This window comes from Xanthomarina sp., from assembly GCF_035306705.1.
GTDB lineage: Bacteria > Bacteroidota > Bacteroidia > Flavobacteriales > Flavobacteriaceae > Xanthomarina.
The window spans coordinates 1-20899 of the sequence record NZ_DATGNO010000011.1; the positions used below are offsets into that span (position 1 = coordinate 1).

Annotated in this window: 18 protein-coding genes and 1 rRNA gene; 7 read left to right on the forward strand and 12 right to left on the reverse strand. The window is 33.4% G+C overall.

Going from position 1 to position 20899, the window contains the following annotated elements; genetic code table 11:
* Together rrf and VKY47_RS00645 are read left to right on the forward strand one after the other, a co-directional pair.
* Positions 1–84: ribosomal RNA gene (rrf, locus tag VKY47_RS00640) — 5S ribosomal RNA — on the forward strand; the annotation flags it as partial.
* A 157-nt stretch (positions 85–241) separates the two neighbouring features.
* Positions 242–2680: a helix-turn-helix domain-containing protein gene (locus VKY47_RS00645; protein ID WP_324309527.1), complete on the forward strand. Its 2439-nt coding sequence runs from the start codon at positions 242–244 to the stop codon at positions 2678–2680.
* 35 nt (positions 2681–2715) lie between these two features.
* Here VKY47_RS00645 and VKY47_RS00650 read toward each other — a convergent pair whose 3' ends face one another.
* From VKY47_RS00650 to VKY47_RS00700, 11 genes are all read right to left on the reverse strand, one after another.
* A complete protein-coding gene (locus VKY47_RS00650; protein WP_324309529.1) occupies positions 2716–2967 on the reverse strand; it encodes a DUF6095 family protein in 252 nt (83 codons plus the stop codon).
* Complete coding sequence (gene murQ, locus VKY47_RS00655; protein ID WP_324309530.1) at positions 2957–3775, reverse strand: N-acetylmuramic acid 6-phosphate etherase; 819 nt, start codon at positions 3773–3775, stop codon at positions 2957–2959. Before murQ ends, VKY47_RS00650 begins: the two co-directional genes overlap by 11 nt.
* Positions 3776–3825: 50 nt before the next feature.
* On the reverse strand, positions 3826–4641 hold the full coding sequence (locus VKY47_RS00660; protein WP_324309532.1) for a DUF4249 domain-containing protein: 816 nt from the start codon (positions 4639–4641) through the stop codon (positions 3826–3828).
* Between the two features lie 4 nt (positions 4642–4645).
* Positions 4646–7021, reverse strand: a complete 2376-nt coding sequence (locus VKY47_RS00665; protein WP_324309534.1) for a TonB-dependent receptor — start codon at positions 7019–7021, stop codon at positions 4646–4648.
* A gap of 74 nt (positions 7022–7095) precedes the next feature.
* The gene (locus VKY47_RS00670; protein WP_324309536.1) at positions 7096–9321 is read right to left on the reverse strand and encodes an NADP-dependent isocitrate dehydrogenase; all 2226 of its coding nucleotides are present in this window, start codon (positions 9319–9321) and stop codon (positions 7096–7098) included.
* 149 nt (positions 9322–9470) lie between these two features.
* Entirely contained in the window at positions 9471–10043 is a 573-nt protein-coding gene (locus tag VKY47_RS00675; protein WP_324309538.1) for a pentapeptide repeat-containing protein, read from the reverse strand.
* 704 nt (positions 10044–10747) lie between these two features.
* Positions 10748–11101: a 50S ribosomal protein L19 gene (rplS, locus tag VKY47_RS00680; RefSeq protein WP_324309539.1), complete on the reverse strand. Its 354-nt coding sequence runs from the start codon at positions 11099–11101 to the stop codon at positions 10748–10750.
* 219 nt (positions 11102–11320) lie between these two features.
* On the reverse strand, positions 11321–11998 hold the full coding sequence (trmD, locus tag VKY47_RS00685) for a tRNA (guanosine(37)-N1)-methyltransferase TrmD (RefSeq protein WP_324309540.1): 678 nt from the start codon (positions 11996–11998) through the stop codon (positions 11321–11323).
* 235 nt (positions 11999–12233) lie between these two features.
* Entirely contained in the window at positions 12234–12830 is a 597-nt protein-coding gene (locus VKY47_RS00690; RefSeq protein ID WP_324309541.1) for a tRNA (guanine-N1)-methyltransferase, read from the reverse strand.
* A 140-nt stretch (positions 12831–12970) separates the two neighbouring features.
* Complete coding sequence (locus VKY47_RS00695) at positions 12971–14419, reverse strand: glyceraldehyde-3-phosphate dehydrogenase (protein ID WP_324309543.1); 1449 nt, start codon at positions 14417–14419, stop codon at positions 12971–12973.
* A gap of 166 nt (positions 14420–14585) precedes the next feature.
* A complete protein-coding gene (locus VKY47_RS00700) occupies positions 14586–15998 on the reverse strand; it encodes a trypsin-like peptidase domain-containing protein (RefSeq protein ID WP_324309545.1) in 1413 nt (470 codons plus the stop codon).
* A 152-nt stretch (positions 15999–16150) separates the two neighbouring features.
* On the opposite strand from VKY47_RS00700, the gene dapF reads away from it, so the two are divergent.
* From dapF to VKY47_RS00725, 5 genes are all read left to right on the forward strand, one after another.
* A complete protein-coding gene (dapF, locus tag VKY47_RS00705; RefSeq protein WP_324309547.1) occupies positions 16151–16930 on the forward strand; it encodes a diaminopimelate epimerase in 780 nt (259 codons plus the stop codon).
* Positions 16924–17445 (forward strand): GNAT family N-acetyltransferase, encoded by a 522-nt coding sequence (locus VKY47_RS00710; RefSeq protein WP_324309548.1) that lies wholly within the window; start codon positions 16924–16926, stop codon positions 17443–17445. Before dapF ends, VKY47_RS00710 begins: the two co-directional genes overlap by 7 nt.
* On the forward strand, positions 17445–18488 hold the full coding sequence (gene mltG, locus VKY47_RS00715; RefSeq protein WP_324309549.1) for an endolytic transglycosylase MltG: 1044 nt from the start codon (positions 17445–17447) through the stop codon (positions 18486–18488). Before VKY47_RS00710 ends, mltG begins: the two co-directional genes overlap by 1 nt.
* A gap of 6 nt (positions 18489–18494) precedes the next feature.
* Positions 18495–19400, forward strand: coding sequence for a DUF2279 domain-containing protein (locus VKY47_RS00720; protein WP_324309550.1), 906 nt, complete (start codon positions 18495–18497; stop codon positions 19398–19400).
* A gap of 179 nt (positions 19401–19579) precedes the next feature.
* The gene (locus VKY47_RS00725; protein WP_324309551.1) at positions 19580–20173 is read left to right on the forward strand and encodes a peptidoglycan-binding protein LysM; all 594 of its coding nucleotides are present in this window, start codon (positions 19580–19582) and stop codon (positions 20171–20173) included.
* Positions 20174–20176: 3 nt separating this feature from the next.
* Here VKY47_RS00725 and VKY47_RS00730 read toward each other — a convergent pair whose 3' ends face one another.
* Positions 20177–20893, reverse strand: a complete 717-nt coding sequence (locus VKY47_RS00730; RefSeq protein ID WP_324309552.1) for an SAM-dependent methyltransferase — start codon at positions 20891–20893, stop codon at positions 20177–20179.
* Positions 20894–20899 lie beyond the last annotated feature (6 nt).

Genomic DNA, 20899 nt, shown 5'->3' on the forward strand with positions numbered 1-20899 from the left:
CACCTCTTACCATTCCGAACAGAGAAGTTAAGCCCATTAGCGCCGATGGTACTGCATTTGTGGAAGAGTAGGTCATCGCCTTTTTTAGAGTCCCGATTCATTTTAATGGATCGGGACTTTTTTTTTATAACTTTTTTTGAATCTACAACCAACCTTTTCCAAAGGTCTTTTGGAATTTTATTATAGAATATGTTTGTATCTTTATATAAATTTGTAATGAAACGATTTATATATTATTCTTTTGAAAAGTAATCAAGAACTAGACTTAGCATGGGCTTTTATCAATAATACGTCCAGAAATATATTTCTAACTGGAAAAGCGGGGACTGGTAAAACAACTTTTTTACATAAACTAAAAAAGGAGTCTCTTAAACGTCTTATTGTTGTTGCACCCACAGGAGTGGCAGCTATTAATGCTAAGGGCGTTACAATACATTCATTTTTTCAAATGCCTTTTGGCCCTCTAATTCCTGGGGATGAAAATCTCCAAAATTCCAACTTCAATAGAAAATTTAGTAAAACCAAAATTGATATTATTAAATCGTTGGATTTGTTAATTATTGATGAGATTAGTATGGTTCGAGCCGATTTATTGGACGGTATTGATCAGGTGTTAAAACGGTATAGGAAATCTAATAAACCATTTGGTGGTGTACAAGTTTTAATGATTGGTGATTTACAACAACTATCACCAGTTATTAAAGATCACGAATGGAATCTTTTGAAAGCTTATTATAAAACTGGATTTTTTTTTAGCAGTAACGTATTTCAATCTTGTGAGGCTTTAACGATTGAATTGAAACATATATATAGACAGGATAACCAGAGATTTATCCAGATTTTAAATGAAGTTAGAAATAATACGCTAACACAAGCATCAGCCGATGAACTCAATATGCGCTATATTGAAGACTTCAAGCCTAACCCTTCAGAAGGTTACATTTATTTAACCACACATAATAGAAAGGCAGAGCAAGTTAATTTGGAGGAACTGAAGTTATTGTCTTCTAGAGTTTATAGCTATAAGGCAGAAGTAGCAGGTAAATTTCCAGAATATGCCTATCCTAACGACGAAAAATTGGAGCTAAAGGTTGGTTCTCAGGTCATGTTTATTAAAAACGATAGTTCTCCTGAAAAGCGTTATTTTAATGGAAAGATAGGAAAGGTTATTGAACTGAATAAAAGTGAAGTGATTATACGTTGTCCAGAAGATGATTTCGACATAAGCACAAGTCCGGAAGTTTGGGAAAACATCAATTATACGGTAGACAATGAAACGAAGGCTATTAAAGAAGACAGAATAGGTTCTTATAAACAAATGCCTTTACGTTTAGCTTGGGCTATTACCATTCACAAAAGCCAAGGTTTAACTTTTGAAAAGGCGATTATAGATGCACAGGGTGCTTTTGCTCATGGTCAAACCTATGTGGCATTGAGTAGATGTAAATCTCTAGAGGGATTGGTATTGAAAAGTAAAATCAATTCTAGTCAGATTATTAGTAATGATGATATTAGTTCATTTACTAAACAATCTGAAGCAAATTCGCCCAATGAAGATATTTTAAAACTTTCACAAAGAAAATTTCAATTGGACTGCATTTTTGAAATCTTCAATTTTCACGACTTTCTATTTCCCGTTAATCGCGCTTTGGACATTTATTATAAAAACAGAACTAGTGTAGAAGGAATAATTGAGCAGGCTCTATTATCTATAAAAGATGAAGCTATTATTCCTTTTTTGAAAATTAACACCAATTTTATTGATCAGTTGAGTAGTATGCTAATTAACGGAGAACTTCCAGAAGATAGTACACTTGTTCAAGAACGATTTACTAAGGCTATTGATTATTTTTCGAAACATACGGATACGGTTATTGTATCTGCATGGGAATCTCTTGGTTTTACAACAGATAATAAGGAAGTTGAAAAGGAACTAACAAAACATTTCGATGTACTTGAGGAATTGTTAGAGGTAAAACTACTTTACTTTAAAGAGTTACATAATAGATTTAGTAGCAGTAAGTTCTTAGGATTAAAAGCAAAGTCTGCATTCATAACTAAAGAGAAACCTAAGACAAAAAGGAAAACCGTTGTTGAAGGTACATCTAATGTGATATTATTTGAATTACTAAGGGAATTAAGAGATTCCATTGCCAAGGAAAATGATTTAATCCACTATCAAATCTTCACTCAAAAGTCTTTATACGAAATGTGTGAAGTTTTACCGACTTCAACAAAAGAACTGCTACAAATTAATGGTATGGGAAAAATGCGTGTCCAAAAATATGGAAATGCTATTTTAAAAGTGATTGGTGATTTCTGTGAAGATAACCATATAGAAGTCCCTCAAACCAATTATGAAATTGAACTAACGCCAATTAATAAAAAGAAAGGGGATACTAAAAAAATATCACTAGAACTCTTTAAAGCAGGTAAAAGCATACAGGATATTTCTGAAGAAAGGGAGTTAAACGAAAATACAATTTTCGGGCATTTGGCTAGTTTTATACCTTCAAAAGAAGTTAAAATAACAGATTTAATGTCTGAAGCACATTTTAAAGAATTGAAAGAACTTATTCCTAAGAGAACTTTTGAAAGTCTTTCAGATTTAAAACATCAGCTCGATGAAAAATATACGTATGGAGAATTACGATTGGTTCTTGAAAGCTTGAAAGGCTAAGTGCGATTCCTCTCTTTTTACCAGTCTGTTTTTTATCAACTTGCTTTTTTAGAAGAAGGTTTATCGAACATACTATCCATAATGGTTTTTAAACCGTTAAAAGCGAGATAAACTGCAAGTACGCAAATTAATATAGCAACAATTAATATAGGAATATACAAGGGTTTCTCTTGATTGCTAAAAGCTACATAGATTAAAGTAGGACCAAGAAACATGCATAATAGGGAAAGCCCCATTTTTTTTAGGCCTTTTATTAAGACATCTTTATTTGTTCTTTTAGTATCCATTTTTATATTTTTTTATTGCTTCACGAACATTTTTATATTTGTTTAAAAGCAATCGAGCTTCACTTTCTGAAATATTAAGTTCGGTCATAATCATTTTTGTTCCTCTTTCAACTAGTTTATTATTGCTTAGTTGCATATCCACCATTTTATTTCCTTTTACATGTCCTAATTTAATCATGGTTGCTGTTGTTATCATATTTAGAACTAATTTTTGGGCTGTTCCAGCTTTCATTCTAGAACTTCCCGTAACAAATTCTGGTCCGACAACAACTTCAATAGGATATTTTGCTGTAAGCGACAAGGGGCTATTTTCATTACAAGTTATACAACCGGTAATAATACGGTTTTCATTGCAGGTTTTTAAAGCATGGATAACATAAGGTGTTGTACCAGAGGCAGCAATACCAATTACGACATCGTTTTTTGAGATGTTATATTTTTGTAGATCTTCCCAGCCTTCTGTTGCTGAATCTTCTGCAAATTCCACTGCTTTACGTATGGCAGAATCGCCTCCAGCAATTATGGCTATTACTAAATTATGTGAAACACCAAAGGTTGGAGGGCATTCGGACGCATCCAAAATACCTAATCTACCACTTGTACCAGCACCAATATAAAATAAACGCCCACCTTTTTCAAGTTTTTTAACAATTTGGTTAACTAGGATTTCAATTTGTGGTAAGGTTCTTTCTACAGCTTGTGCGACCGTTTTATCTTCGGCATTAATATTTGATAATAACTCGTGAACCGTCATCTTTTCTAGATGATTATAGTTAGAGTCTTGTTCTGTAGTTTTTATAAATTCCATGATTTCAAAAATACTCAATTTTATATTTCAAGTACTCGTTTTAGATAAGATTATTCTTGTACGACATAGTTTACTTCTGAAACTTCCGACAATCTAAAATATCCTAAAGGATAATTATCCGGATTGGAAATGTTCATACAATTTCCTTTAACGGTAGCTGGCTGCGTTTCAAAAGGGCCCCCGCTTGAACCCGTTTGTTGCAATAGAATATACATAAACTCGTAGAATTGTTTTGATACACCATTGCTTCTTATAAGAACTTCGTCTCCAGGTTTTAATTCTTCTTCTACATAAAAACCAAAAATTAGATTTCCGTTTACAAATTCATCTTTATTGGTATCCAATGTGGCTAAAACAGGAATGTTTGGTATATATTCGAAGAAATAATAATTTTCTTCATCTACAGGATCTGTGAAATATGCTTTAATTTCGGTGTCTTCACCTGAAATACCACCTTCTAAATTTTGTTCAACATATTCAATTTCTGCAACTGGTAAAAGGGTTTCTGTAGCTGTATAAGTTTCATTTTTATATATAACGGTTAAATTATAAACTCCATTTATTTCAGTAATAAAATTAGAGTTGTAATACTTACCGGTTTCGCCATCTTCAACAAAATCGAATACATTGTTATGCTGGTCTATAATGCTTACTTGCGCATTATTGGCAGGAGGGACACCATCATTAAAATACGGAGCAGTAGTGGTTAGTGTGATAACTTGATTATTTCCAGGTGTTCCTTTTACCCAATTTATAGAAGCTTCAATGACCAAACGTGGATCTGAAGTTGGTACGTCTACATCTATAACATCTTCGCAAGAGACAAGAGCCAAAGTTATAAGTACTAAAAAAACATGTTTCTTCATGGTATTAAAATTTGAAGTTATATGATATTGAAGGAACAATTCCGAAAATTGATAATCTCAAAGCTTCATTAACTCGTGTTTCCTCATTTTGTTTAAATGAAATGGAAGCTGCATTCATTCTATTATATACGTTGTAAATTCCAAAAACCCATTCACTTTGCCATCCTGTGTTTTTGTCAGGTTTTGGTGTATAAGTCGCTGAAACATCCAATCTGTTATAAGTTGGCAATCTGTACTCATTTCTCAATCCATAATTTGGAATGTTAAGTCCATTATATACGTATTGAGCATTTGGATAGGTAATTGGTTGTCCTGTTTGAAATAAGAAATTAATGTTAAAACTCCACTTTCTAGTTAAATCGTAGCTAGCTGTGATGGAGACGTCATGGGTTTTGTCGTAAGGTGTTTTATACCAATCACCATTATTTATTCCAGGTTCGTAAGGGGTTCTTCCAGGTGTTCTTTGTTCAGAATTGGACAAGGTGTAGGCAAACCAACCTTTAAAGCGACCTAAGTTTTTTCTAAATAGCACTTCCAAACCATAAGCCTTGGCTTCCCCATTTAAAATAACTTGTTCAATGGCGTTATTTGCAATTAAGTCCGCACCATCGATATAATCAATTCTATTTTTTACTTTTTTATAAAATGTCTCAACTTCTAAGGAATAGATATTGTCTTTAAAGTTTTTAAAATATCCTAAAGCAACTTGATCCAATTGTTGTGGCTTGATATATTTACCACTAGGTGTCCAGATATCCAGAGGTGTTGGAGAACTTGTATTGGACAATAAATGTAAATATTGATTCATTCGGTTGTAACTAGCTTTAATAGATGAACTTGAGTTTAACTCGTAAGCCAGTGCCAATCTTGGCTCTAAATTTCCGAAAGATTCTATCACATCACTACGCTTATAACTTTCAGCTCCTATAGGTACTGCTTTTTGATAAATTTGCAAATCTTGATTATAAATAACAGCTTGGTCGTTTGTGTACATGTTTAATTCATCTTGACCCAAGCGTAAAAACGAGCTATAACGTAAACCATAAGATGCCATTAATCTATTTGTTAGTTTGTGTTCAACATCAATATATATGGCGTTTTCGAAACCATATTTATCTATTAGTTTTTGGGCATTAATTCCGGACTCCGGATTTGAAGGCTCTATTTCACCTGGATTGAATTTATGGTAAATACTGTTTAAACCATACTGTAATTTTATTTTATTGCTGAGATAATGTTTAAAGTCGTATTTTAAATTGAAGTTTCTAATGCCGGAATTCCAGTTAAATTCTATAAAACCTAAATCCAAGCCGTAATAATAATCGGAATAGATTAAAGAGAGATTTGAGAATAATTTATCTGAAAACAAATGGTTCCATCTAAAATTTAATATGGTATTTCCATAGGTATTTTTAAAACTATCGCTAAAACTAAGTACATCTCTTCCAAAATAACCAGATAGATATACATTATTATTCTGATTGAGTTTATAGCTTATCTTGGTGTTTAAATCGTAAAAATAGGCTTTGTTTTCAATGTCGAAAATGGGTAGAAATAAATGTGCATAAGTAGCTCTTCCTCCTAATAAGAAGGATCCTTGGCCTTTATTGATGGGGCCTTCAGCCAAAAGTCTACTAGATATTAGGCCAATGCCGCCATTTACATGAAATTCCTTACTATTTCCTTCTTTTTGATAAATATCCAAGACTGAAGAAACACGTCCTCCATATCTTGCTGGAATGCCACCTTTATATAATTTCAAATCTTTAATGGCATCTGGATTAAACACAGAAAAGAAACCAAAAAGATGAGAGGAATTATAGATAGTAGCTTCATCTAGTAGTATTAAATTCTGATCGGCAGCTCCACCGCGTACGTTAAATCCAGAAGAGCCTTCGCCAGCATTTGTAACCCCAGGCAATAAGGTAATGGCTTTAATAACATCGGCTTCTCCAAAAACCACTGGAATTTGCTTTATGGTATTTGAAGTTAAAGTATTAACACTCATTTGTGGTTTTTTAATGTTTAATTTTTCCACATTCTCCGTAATAATCACTTCGTTTAAATTTTCAAATGCCTCCGCTAAGCTAAAATCTTTGTTTAAATTAGTTTCAAATGAGATAGTTTCAGATATATCCCGATATCCTAAATAGCTAATAACTATTCTATAGGTTCCTTTTGGAATGGTTATGGAATAAAACCCATATTCGTTTGTAGTCGCTCCAGTATTTAATTCAGGAAATAAAATATTTACTCCAATAAGTGTTTCGTTATTCTTAACATCGGATACAATACCACTTAGGGTTACTTTATCCTGTGCAAAAACGCCATTATTTTTTAATCCAAAAATTATAAACAACCAGAGTATTCGTATCTTCATTAAGCGCGTATTTTTACTAAAGTTATAAAAAAAGCTCCCGGAAGGAGCTTTAATTAACAAAATATTGTTTTTTACTAAATAGCTTGTAAAATGCTATTAAATGTTTGGCTTGGTCTCATAACATTTCTAGTTTCAGTTTCTCCAAATTGGTAATAACCACCAAGATTTATTGGGTGACCTTGTACGCTATTTAATTCTTGCAGAATCTGCTCTTCATTTTCTTCTAATTTTTTGGCAACAGGAGCAAAGGTGTCTTGCAATTTACTGTCTTTAGTTTGTTGCGCTAATGCTTGAGCCCAATACATAGCTAAATAAAAATGACTTCCTCTGTTATCAATTTCTCCAACATTTCTAGAAGGCCCTTTTCTATTATCCAATAATTTTTCTGTAGCAAGGTCTAGCGCTTCAGCTAAAATTAAGGCTTTTGGATTGTTTGTAACTTCACTTAAATGCTCTAAAGAAACAGCTAATGCTAAGAACTCACCCAAGGAATCCCAACGTAAATGGTTTTCTTCCAAAACTTGTTGCACGTGTTTTGGTGCCGATCCACCAGCGCCTGTTTCAAATAAACCTCCACCATTCATTAAAGGAACAATGGATAACATTTTAGCACTTGTACCCAATTCTAAAATTGGAAATAAATCGGTTAAGTAATCTCTTAATACGTTTCCGGAAACTGAAATTGTGTCTTTTCCATCTTTAATTCTTTCTAAAGTGAATTTTGTAGCTTCGAAAGGAGATAGAATTCTAATATCCAAACCAGCCGTATCGTGATCTTTTAAGTATAAATTCACCTTTTTAATTAATTCAATATCATGAGCTCTGTTTTTATCCAACCAAAAAACAGCAGGAGTTTGAGATGCTCTAGCTCTGGTAACGGCTAATTTTACCCAATCCTGGATGGGTGCATCTTTAGCTTGGCACATACGCCAGATGTCTCCAGCTTCAACTTTATGTTCAATCAACACCTTTCCTGAAGCGCCTATAACACTAACAGTTCCATTAGCTGCCATTTCAAAGGTCTTATCGTGAGAACCATATTCTTCAGCTTTTTGAGCCATAAGTCCAACGTTTGGAACAGAACCCATAGTTGTTGGATCGAAAGCCCCATGTTCTTTACAGAAATCGATAGTTGCTGTATAAATACCAGCATAACTACTGTCTGGAATTACGGCTTTGGTATCTTGTAGTTTTCCATTGGCATTCCACATTTTTCCCGATGTTCTAATCATGGCTGGCATGGAAGCATCAATAATAACATCACTTGGTACGTGAAGATTGGTAATGCCTTTGTCACTATTAACCATGGCCAATGCTGGTCCATTTTTATAAGCAGCTGCAATGTCTTCTTCTATTTCTTGACGTTTATTGGTAGGAAGATCCTGTAATTTTTCTATGAGATTTCCAAATCCGTTATTCACATCGACACCAATGGATTTAAAAGTTTCTCCATGTTTGGCAAAAAGTTCTTTAAAAAACACTTTTACAGCATGACCAAAAATAATTGGATCACTTATTTTCATCATGGTAGCTTTCATATGTAAAGAGAAAAGCACGCCTTGATCTTTAGCATCTTTAACTTGAGTATCTAAAAACTCAATTAATGCTTTTTTGCTTAAAACGGTTGCATCTATGATTTCGCCTTCTAAAAGGTTTAGGTTGTTTTTTAAGATTTCAGTTTCGCCATTGGTTCCTTTAAACTGAATAGAAACCGTAGTAGCCTTGTCTAAAGTCATCGATTTTTCATTATGTTCAAAGTCACCTTCGTCCATAGTTGCTACATGCGTTTTAGAATCCTTGCTCCAAGCTCCCATAGAATGAGGGTTTTTCTTGGCGTAATTTTTAACGGCTTTTGGAGCGCGTCTATCCGAGTTTCCTTCACGGAGAACCGGGTTTACAGCAGATCCTTTAATTTTATCGTAACGGGATTTTATTTCTTTGTCAGAATCGGTTTTAGGTTCATCTGGATAATTAGGCAATTTAAAACCTTTAGCTTGTAATTCTTCGATCGCAGATTTCAATTGAGGAGTGGATGCGCTAATATTTGGTAATTTTATAATATTAGCTTCAGGTTGTTTAACCAATTCCCCAAGAATCGCTAAATCGTCACTTACCTTTTGGTCTTCAGTTAAAAAATCTGGAAAAACAGCTAAAATTCTATTTGCAATAGATATGTCTTTTGTTTCAATATCAACTCCAGTTGGTTTGGTGAACGATTGAACAATTGGTAAAAAGGAATAAGTTGCTAAAGCTGGAGCTTCATCTGTTTTGGTATAAATAATTGTAGATGGATTTGCCATAAGAATTTTCAGTTTTATTTAATAGAATTGCTTGTTTTTTAAGCCATGCAAATATATGAAAATATAAACTGTTTTAAAGTGAAGAATCCCTTAAATAGGTGTGTTTTGTCAAGATGATAATAAAGTGAATTGTCTGTTGTCGATTTCGATTATTCTATATCTAAATTATAAGATTTTAGTAGATTTAGAGCTCCTTCCTTAGAGAATTTTGCTTGTTTTAAGCTGTTTAATTCTGGATTTATGAAGAAATTATATGAAGTTCTAAAATCTGCCTTTTGCAAATTGGAATTATTGAAGACACTTTGGTTTAAGTTACATTCTAAAAATATGGCTTGACTTAGATTCGCTTCAGAGAAATCGATATTTTCTAAGAGACAAGTATCGAAATGAGTGTTTTTAAGATTGCATTTATAGAATGAAGAGAAATTTAAGTTGGATCTATTAAAGGAAAACGAGAGTAGAAATGGATTACAATCTGTAAAAGAAACCCCTAATAACTTACATTCTGTAAATACGGCATCTTTAAATGTCGTATTCTTTACTTTAACATTACTCAAGTTACAATCAATAAACTCGCATTCTATAAAAGAGATTGTTGTCAAATAAGAGTCGGAAAAATCACAATCTATAAAGCTACAATTATCGTACTCCGCTTTTTCTAATTCGTTTTTTGTGAAATCGACTTTTTTAAAATCTTGGTCTATAATAAGAGGTAGGTTCATTTTAACGGATATTTTTTTGGAAAGCCAAAGATAGGAACTTTATAAGAAGTTACTATAAAACAAAAAGCCATATCACAATAGATATAAATCTATTTTTGACATGGCTTTCTTTGAAACAGTTTCACGTGATCTAATTTGACATTGCTACCAAATAGTATAAACTTTTGTTCACAACATTAAATTCAAGTGTGACTATTTCAAAAGAAACATTCGTTTAATACAACTTTCAAAATGTATTGACCTGTTGCCGAAATGTTTCTGATAAACTGTTTTTCTTGATGTATTACCTATTGTTTATTGCTATGCAATCTACAATCTAAAATACATTGAATCTGTTGGCTAAATTTACTTTCGTAACATTCAGTTTACACAAACTTTCAACTTCTTCAGGATTTCACTGTCTAAACAGCCAAACCTTCTTTAAGTATCATGATCTCTTGGTATATATGTATTCACACATATCCTTAAAACCTCAAAAAACAATTATAATAAAGAACGTTTCTTTTAGAGTCTATAACTAATTCATTTACATGAAACCAACTAAACGTTGTTTATAAATTCTTGTACTAAGATACGCTAAGATGTCTTTAATTCCAAGCATTTTAACATATTAGATATCAACAGGTTATGAACTGGAGTTGTTAACTTTTGTTAATAAAAAAAGCCCTGTGTTTACAGGGCTTTTCAAAGTTATTAAACGTTTATTAACGTTTCATGTTTTCTTTAATTCTTGCTTTCTCACCAGTAAGACCTCTGAAGTAATAGATACGAGCTCTACGAACTTTACCTTTTTTGTTTACTTCGATTTTTTGTAAGGAAGGCATATTAATTGGCATAATACGTTCTACGCCAATAGTTCCAGACATTTTTCTAATGGTAAAAGTTTCTGTAGAACCAGATCCTCTTTTTTGAATTACTACACCTTTAAAGAACTGAGTACGTACTTTTTCACCCTCTCTAATTTCGTAGTATACTGTAATTGTGTCTCCAGCTTTAAATGCAGGAAATTCCTTTTTTGTTACAAATTCGTCTTGTACAAATTTTACTAAAGATTCCATATCTTTATATTTAATTATAATTAATTCGAAACAACATATACGATTCTCGCCAGAGGTTAACCCGAAATTGGGTGCAAATATAAGTAAAAAGTTTTGAGTTTTGAGTTATGAGTTGTAAGTTTTTTTGACGAATTTTTTGGTTGTCAGTTATACACACTTTAAGTACTGCTATTTCCTAGACTGCTAGTTCCTAATCTCTATTGTATCGGACCTTTTTAACTAGTCATCCAGTAAATCTGGGCGTCTGTTTTTTGTGTGTTCGTAAGCTTTTTCTTCTCGCCATTTTTCAATTTCAGGGAAATTTCCACTAAATAAAACTTCAGGAACTTGCCAACCCTTATATTCTCTAGGACGTGTATAGATTGGAGGTGCCAATAAATTATCCTGAAAGGAATCTGTTAATGCAGAGGTTTCGTTTCCTAAGACGCCAGGAATTAGTCGGATAATAGCATCACATAAAACAGCAGCTCCAAGTTCTCCTCCAGAAAGGACATAATCTCCAATTGATATTTCTCGGGTTATAAAATGATCGCGCACCCGTTGATCGACACCTTTATAATGCCCGCAAAGGATAATGATATTTTCTTTTAGAGATAGCTGATTGGCAATGCCTTGGCTTAAAGTTTCGCCATCTGGTGTCATATAAATAACTTCGTCGTAATCTCTTTCAGATTTTAATTTAGAGATACACTTATCTATGGGCTCTACCATCATAACCATGCCAGCGCCACCACCAAATTGGTAGTCGTCTATGGTTTTGTAATTATCCGTTGTAAAATCTCTTAGATTATGAAAATGAACTTCCACCAAGTTAGCTTCAATTGCTCGCTTTAAAATTGAAGCTTCGAACGGACTTTTAAGTAATTCTGGTAAAACAGTTATAATATCTATGCGCATGATAATACTTTAGAAGTGCAAATATACTTGAAATGTTTTATGTAATTTCGAGTTTTATAGGGAAGTTCCTTTAATTTGGATATATGAAATTTTTATATTGGATATATCCATAGTTAGCGAATTTTGTTTGCTTTTGTAAGTATGTTAAATTGAAAAATTTTAAAATAAAAACAAAAAAAATCTGTAAATTATTGTTTACAGATTTTTAATCAATAGAATTCATTTTCTATTTAATTCATTTTTGTTTATTTAATTCGTCTTGCAACTGACGTCTTACTTTTTGTTCTCTTTCTAAAGCCACTTTTCTGTGCTCTTCAAATTCATCTTCAATATCTGTTAGATTTTTTCTAGCTTCTTTGGTTACTAAATTGCTATTATTAAATTTATAAATAAATAATAGTAAGCAAGCTAACAGTAACCCGATTATAGACCACATAAGGGCATTATAACTAGATTTGCTCATTTGCATCCCAAATAAAGCCATATTGTCTTTCTCTAAGGTTGTTTTGTCTAGCTCATGTTGCGTATTGGATAAATTAGATTTTAAAGAAACTGTTTCTTCTGCTTGATTTCTTATAACCAATTTTGTACTGTCTAATTGGATTTGAATAGCCTTTAAGGAATCTAAGGTATGGGCCTTTAGAGTATGTAACCAATTGACTTTAACTACTTTGTAATCTTGATAGTTGTTAGAACGTTTTATAACGTAATCGAATTGATTATCAATACTGCCACTGGTTAACGAAAGTTTATCGTCGTCTGTTTGTTCTTGTGCGTAGGTATTAACAGATACAAGGCATAGGACGAACAACAAGGATTTAAAAATTTTCATTTGGGATTTTTGTTTTTTTGATGTTTATAATTACGAAAATAAGAAATTAAGTTAAGTTTTAATTGCCAATTATGAAAAAAGCCTCACACTGTGAGGCTTTATTATATACGGTTGAAATAATATTTTAGATGTTTTAAATACTAATAATAGGTATAACGTCTTACTTTGGCAATGTGCTTTGCTAATCTAATGACTTGATGGCTGTAGCCATATTCGTTATCGTACCAGATATATAACAGCACATTCTTACCGTCTTTTCTAACGATTGTTGCTTTACTATCGTAAATAGCAGGCGCAGAACTTCCAATAATATCGGTCGAAACCAGTTCATCGCTTAGCTCATATTTAATTTGCTCTACCAAATCGCCTTCGATAGCAGATTTTTTTATAATGGCATTGATTCCTTCTAGAGAGGTTTCTTTTTCCAATTCCAAACTTAAAATAGCTAAAGAGCCATTAGGAACAGGAACACGAATGGCATTGGATGTTAATTTTCCTTCTAAAGCAGGTAAAGCTTTTGCCACAGCACTTCCAGCTCCAGTTTCGGTAATTACCATGTTTAATGCAGCCGCACGACCACGACGGTATTTTTTATGAAAGTTGTCAACCAAATTTTGGTCGTTTGTGTACGCATGAATGGTTTCAAGATGTCCGCTTTTTACACCCAGCGCGTCTTCTACTACTTTTAAAATAGGAGTAATGGCATTGGTTGTACAAGACGCTGCAGAAAAGATATCTACGTGATCTGGGTCATGTTCTAAATGGTTAACGCCATGAACAATATTTGGAACGCCTTTTCCTGGCGCAGTAAGCAATACTTTATCCGCACCTTTTGAAGTTAAATGTCTACTTAAGGCTTCTTTGTCTCTAAAAGCTCCTGTGTTGTCTATTACTAGTGCATTGTTAATGCCATAGCTTGTATAATCGATGTCTTCTGGGTTGTCTGCTGAAATAATTTTAACAGTTGTACCATTAATTATTAAAGCACTATTTTTTAAATCTGCAACAACAGTTCCTGGAAAATCTCCATGTACCGAATCGTTTCTCAATAAAGAGGCTCTTTTCTCTAAAACCGTTTGGTCTATAGTGCCACGAGTAACAATAGCTCTTAAACGTAGTTGACTTCCTCTTCCTGTAAGTGTAATTAATTCGCGTGCAACCAAACGTCCAATTCTACCAAATCCGTAAAGAACCACATCTTTAGGAATTATGGTATTTTGTTTGCTGGCATCCTTTAATTTATCGGCAACAAAAGCTAAAGCGTTACTAAATTTCTTCTCTTCCAAATGAAATTCGTAAGTTAACTTTCCAATATCCAATCTGGCTGGTGGCAAATCTAAGGTTTGAATGGCTTGGGCAATTTCAACAGAATCGAAGATAGAAATTGGTTTTTCAACAACTTCTCCTGCGTATTCGTGTAAACTTAAAATTTGACTAACATTTCTATCGATTAATTGGTTTCTAAAAAGTACCAATTCAATCGATTTGTCGTACCAAAGGTCGCTTACAATCTTAATAAATTCCACCGTAGCTTTTCTTCTATCTGCTTGAAAGGCTAACTCGTTTTCAAAAGTTTCGTTAAAACTCATTGTTTTTAATTTTTAGTATGTGTTGTTAAATGTTTTTCAACCATACAAATGGTTGAGTTGAATTTGGATGCAAAAATAAGACATTTTAACTGTATTAGACTCAGTTTGTAAAATAAAAATCCTCTGGAATTTTCCAGAGGATTGTATCTAATTTTCTTTAATTTATTTATTTGAAATTATAACGTTCTATTTCGCCTTTAGAATTTATAAGTTCGATCCTTAAAGGTTCATAATCTGATTTGTTGGATATAATTTCCTGAACATCATCTATATTATATACTTTGCTATTGTTTATTGAAATTACAATATCTCCTTCTTGAACGCCATTGGCTCTTAAATATTTAGAATAGGTTTGTCCCAAATTTGAGATTTTTACGCCATTTGTGGTGTTGTATTTTTTAAGCTCTTCTTTGGTGGCATTTTTTACAATTCCTAACTGTGGAATGGTAAAGGTTAGATTTCTATTTAGTGTAACTGGTATTTCTTTTAAATGTCCGTTTCTTAAGATGGTGATATTCACAATATCATCTGGTCGTTTAGTAGTTAAATAGCCTGTTAAATCGGAGAATTTTGAAATTTTCACATGATCAATTTTCTTTATAATATCACCAGGTTTAAGTCCAGCTTCAAAAGCTCCCGACTGTTCTTCTACCGAGTCAATATAAAAGCCTTCAGTTTCGGCTACACTTAATTTTTCGGCAAAACTACTATTCAAAGCTCCCCCAGAAATTCCTAAAACACCTTTTTGGACGTTTCCGTATTCAAGTATATCTTCTACTACTTTTCTCGCAATATTACTTGGTACGGCAAATGAGTAACCAATATAAGAGCCAGTTTGCGAAGAAATTGCTGTGTTAATTCCTATTAAATCACCTTGGGTGTTTACCAGGGCGCCACCAGAATTTCCTGGATTTACTGCAGCATCTGTTTGAATAAAGGATTGTGTGCTTCTACCTCCTGTTAAATCCCTGGATTTAGCACTTATAATACCAGCAGTTACTGTAGAGGTTAAATTAAATGGGTTTCCAACGGCTAGCACCCATTCGCCAATTTTAGCCTGATCGCTATCTCCAAAAGTGGTATACGGTAACTCTTGTTCCGTGTCAATTTTTAATAGGGCAATATCCGATTTGTCATCTGAACCTATAATCTTAGCGTTGTATGTGCTGTTGTCGTTTAAGGTAACGGTAAGTTCTTTCGAGCCTGCAATAACATGATTATTAGTAATAATATATCCATCTGGAGAAATAATTACACCCGATCCAGAGCCCACTTGAGATCGTTGTGGGGATCTACCAAAAAATAAATCCTCGAAAGTCATCTGTCCAGAATTTCCTAAAGTGGTGTTTTTAACATGGACCACGGTATGAATTGTTTTTTCGGCAGCCATAGTAAAATCGATACTATTTTCTGGAATAAAACTGGAATTGGAATAATTGTTTACAGGGAAAACCACGGGAACGTCCTCCATAAGGACGTTTGCTCGTGGGTTATTATTTTCTAAAAAAAGTTTGTAGGCAGAAAGTGTAATAATTCCACCTAACACCGAAACTAAAACTAGAGTTATGATCTTTTTCATTATTTAATAGAATTATAAGGTTTATAGTTTAATAACGATTAAAATTAATTTATTATTGAATTTGTTTTTAAGTTTTAACGATTTTTAACGTCACATTTAACGTGTGTTTAACAAGATGATTCATCGTCTTAATTCTTATATTTGCCTGACTTATGGAATTTACATTTTACAAATATCAAGGAACTGGGAACGATTTTGTGATGATTGATAATCGTCAACAACAATTCGACAAAAACAATACCAAACTGGTTGCAAACTTATGCGACCGACGTTTTGGCATAGGTGCCGATGGCCTTATTCTATTGGAAAACCATCCAGAATGGGATTTTAAAATGGTTTACTACAATGCCGATGGAAATGAAAGCTCCATGTGTGGCAATGGTGGTCGATGCATTACGGCTTTTGCCAAGCACTTAGGTATTATTCAAAACAAAGCTTCGTTTGAAGCCATTGACGGCATGCATCACGCCATTATTGAAAGTAATATTGTGAAACTGCAAATGCAGGACGTACTTTCAGTAGAAAACCATCCAAATCATGTGTTTTTAAATACAGGATCACCACATCACGTTCAGTTGGAAACCAATTTAAAGGAATTACCCATAAAAGAAGTTGGCTCAAAAATTCGCTATGGACAACCTTATAATGAAGCGGGTTCCAATGTTAATTTCGTAAAAAAACTTTCTGAAGCTGTTTTTCAGGTAAGAACTTACGAGCGTGGCGTAGAAGATGAAACCTTATCTTGTGGCACAGGAGTAACTGCTGTTGCTCTTGCCATGTTTGAAATTGGCCAAACTAAAAACAACATGGTAACGCTTAAAACTGAAGGAGGCGATTTACAGGTTTCTTTTGAAAAAGACAAGGGCATTTATAGAAATATCTGGCTTATTGGACCAGCAGTTAACGTATTTAAAGGAACTTGGACATGCTAACATTAAAGGGAGAAAACATTTATTTAAGAGCTTTGGAACCTGAAGATTTAGATTTTATACACAGTGTAGAAAACGATGAAACTGTTTGGGAAATTAGTCATACCCAAACGCCTTATTCTAGATTTTTAATTATGCAATATCTGGAAAATGCGCATAATGATATATTTGAAGTAAAACAATTGCGTTTAGTTATTTCAAATTATAGTAATATTGCCCTTGGAATGATAGACCTGTTTGATTTCGATTTTAAAAATAGTAGGGCAGGAGTTGGAATTTTAATCAAGGAAACTGCCGAAAGACAGAAAGGAATCGGAAATGAGGCCTTGGGATTATTAATCAATTATTGTAAAACACATTTAAACCTACATCAATTGTATTGTAATATTTCCGAAGAGAACGAAGCCAGCTTAAAGCTTTTTGCAAAACATGGCTTTCAGATTATTGGATTAAAAAAGGATTGGAACTACGTAAACGGTTCTTATAAAAACGAATATTTACTTCAACGAATTAATTAATGTATTTCAAAAAAATTCTTATTGCCATCGCCTTAATCGGACTAGTAATTGCTGGTCTTTTTGCCAACTATATTTACGGAGTTATGTTGGTGGGCAACACAGCCTTCAATAACGATCAGGCGTATATTTATGTGCCTACCAATGCCAATTATTCTGATGTAAGGGAACAATTAAAACCTTTATTAAAGGATATTGAAAAGTTTGACGCTCTTGCCAAACAGAAAAAATACATTTCCAATATCAAGGCTGGAAGATTTCTGATTAAAAAAGGAATGAATAATAACGATATCATCAATTCCATTAGAAGTAAAAACCTTCCGCTAAATCTAGCATTTAATAATCAGCCAGATCTAAAAGCTCTTGCAGGAAGAGTTTCCATGCAAATAGAGGCAGATAGTTTAAAGTTATTTGAAGTTATGAATGATGAGCAATTTCTTACCAATAATTCCTTTTCAAAAGCCACTTCTTTAGGAATGTATATTCCAAATAGTTATGAATTTTTCTGGAATACGTCAGCCATTGAATTTAGGGATAGAATGCTAAAAGAATACCATCGATTCTGGAATGATAGCAGAAAAGCCAAAGCAAAAGCCTTGGGCTTAACAGAAAATGAAGTGATGACCTTGGCTTCCATTGTGCATGAAGAGTCTAAACAAGCCGAGGAGCAACCAAGAATTGCAGGTGTATATTTAAATAGAATACGCATTGGCATGCCTTTGCAAGCGGATCCAACCTTAAAGTTTGCAGCATACCAATTACCAGAATATAAAAACACCATTATTAAAAGGGTTTTAAATATCCATAAAGATATAGATTCGCCTTATAATACCTATAAATATGCTGGTTTGCCTCCAGGACTTATTGCTATGCCAGATATTACCGCAATAGATGCTGTTTTAAATCCTGAAACACATACATACCTTTATTTTGCTGCGGATGCTAAAAGATTAGGCTATCATAAATTCGCCAAAACCTTAAGTCAGCACAATGCAAATGCTAGAGAATATCAAAGTTATTTATCAGCTCAAGGCATCAACAAATAAATTCAAATGCAGATTAAACATACCATAATAGCGTGTTTAATCACCTTGGCTTCTTTTTCTCAAAGTGGTTTAAATAATTTTTTAGAACCCAGCGATACTTTAAATATATCTAGACGGAATGCTGTAGTAATTTCAGAGGTTTCTATTGCCAGCTTAACTTTGGTTGGATTAAATCAGTTATGGTATGCCAATTATCCAAAATCCAAATTTCACACTTTCGACGATAATAACGAATGGTTTCAAATGGACAAGGTCGGACATGTGTTTTCTGCATATCAGTTAAGTAGGTTGGGAGCAAACACTTTAAATTGGAGTGGAGCCAGCCAAAAATCGCAGTTAATTTATGGTGCAAGTTTAGGATTGGGATTTTTAACTGCTGTAGAAATATTTGATGGTTTTTCAGAAGAATGGGGATTTTCTTGGGGAGATATGGCAGCTAATGTTTCAGGAACCGGTTTGTATGTTGGACAGGAATTGCTTTGGAATGAACAACGAATAGCTTTGAAGTATTCTTTTCATAGAACGAAATATGCGTCACAGAATCCAGATAAATTAGGAAGTGGGCTTTCAGAAGAGTTTTTAAAGGATTATAACGGTCAAACCTATTGGTTAAGTTTTAATTTACATAGTTTTTTTAAAGACAGTAAAATTCCCAAATGGTTAAATGTAGCTTTTGGTTATGGGGCAGAAGGTATGGTTTCTGGTACAAATTCATCAGGAGATGAGCCAGTAACCTATCCAGATCCTTACCGACAATATTACTTGAGTTTGGATGTGGACCTAACCAGAATTAAAACAAATTCGCACGTATTAAAGACACTTTTTGATGTTTTTAATGTGATAAAAGTGCCATTTCCAGCTATGGAGTTCACCGATAAAAATGGCATTAAGTTTCACGGAATCTATTTTTAGAAACACTTAATCGATTAAGTTTCAGATATTAAAAAAAAGTTCTATCTTTGCACACTGAAATTTTCAAGTGATTACCACATAGATAATTACTGAAGAAATTTAAAGATATGATAAAAAATATTGGAAGTTACTTAGTCTTATCACTTACAATATGTTTCTTAGTTGTTGGATCGATTTATATGAATGAATCGGTAAAAGAGAAAAATTACACCTCGCCACGATATGCATTTAACGATGAAGATCGCGGAGAAGTTTCTCAAGACAACTTATTCCCAATGCACGAAACCCAAGTACCTTATTCACCAACTTTAGGAAAATCTTTTGTAGGATTCAAAGAAGCTTTAGGCTTTAAGGAATCTGGAGGAGATTATTTTACGGTGAATACTTTAGGGTATTTAGGAAAGTATCAGTTTGGAAAGGAAACTTTAAAGTTGATAGGAATCCACAATCCAGTTCACTTTTTAAGTAATCCGGAATTACAAGAAAAGGCATTTATAGCTAATGCGGAACGTAATAAATGGGTTTTAAGGAAAGACATTAAACGTTTTTCTGGGAAAGTAATTAACGGAACAAAAATTACAGAGTCTGGAATTCTAGCAGCAGCGCATTTAGCCGGACCTGGAAATGTAAAAAAATACTTAAGAAGTTTTGGTGCCGACGGTTTTTCCGATGCATACGGGACTTCAGTAGCTTATTACATTAAAAAATTCTCGGGTTATGATACATCGAAGATTGAGCCAAATAAAAAAGCCAAGGTAAAACACTCGGCTTAGGCATTAGTCTTTATGGATAATAAATAGCGTAGGTCTTTTATGTAGATCTACGCTGTTTTTTTTCCAGTCGTTTACGCTTTGGGTTTTTATAAACTCAGTAGGCAACGTAATGTCGCAGGCCACACAAACCATAGTTAAGTCGTTTAAGGTACTGCAGATATCTTCAAGTAATTTGTTGTTTCTATAGGGTGTTTCTATAAAAGATTGCGATTGGTTATGACTAAAGGAAAGTTGTTCTAAACGTTTTAGTTCTTTCTTCCTTTCATCTTTATCTATAGGTAAATAGCCATTAAAAGCAAAACTTTGGCCATTCATACCAGAACTCATTTGAGCCATAATTATGGACGAAGGCCCAACCAATGGTACGACTCTTATGTTTTTTTGGTGGGCTAATTTTACAATATCTGCTCCTGGGTCTGCTATTGCTGGACAGCCTGCTTCAGATAATAATCCCACATTTTTACCTTGTAAACAAGGTTCTAAAAAGCTAGGAAGTTCGGAAGCATCTGTAAATTTGTTTAGATGAAACATTTGCAAACTAGACTGTTTTTTACTTGGTTTTATATGTTTGATAAAACGTCTGGCAGTCTTTTCATTTTCAACAATATAAACATCTACCTGTTCGATAATTTTTTTAACTGAAATAGGGAGTACTTCTAAAGGCGCGGTTTCACCTAAAGTAGTGGGTATTAAATAAAGTTTTCCGAGTGGGCCTGTCATTAATTA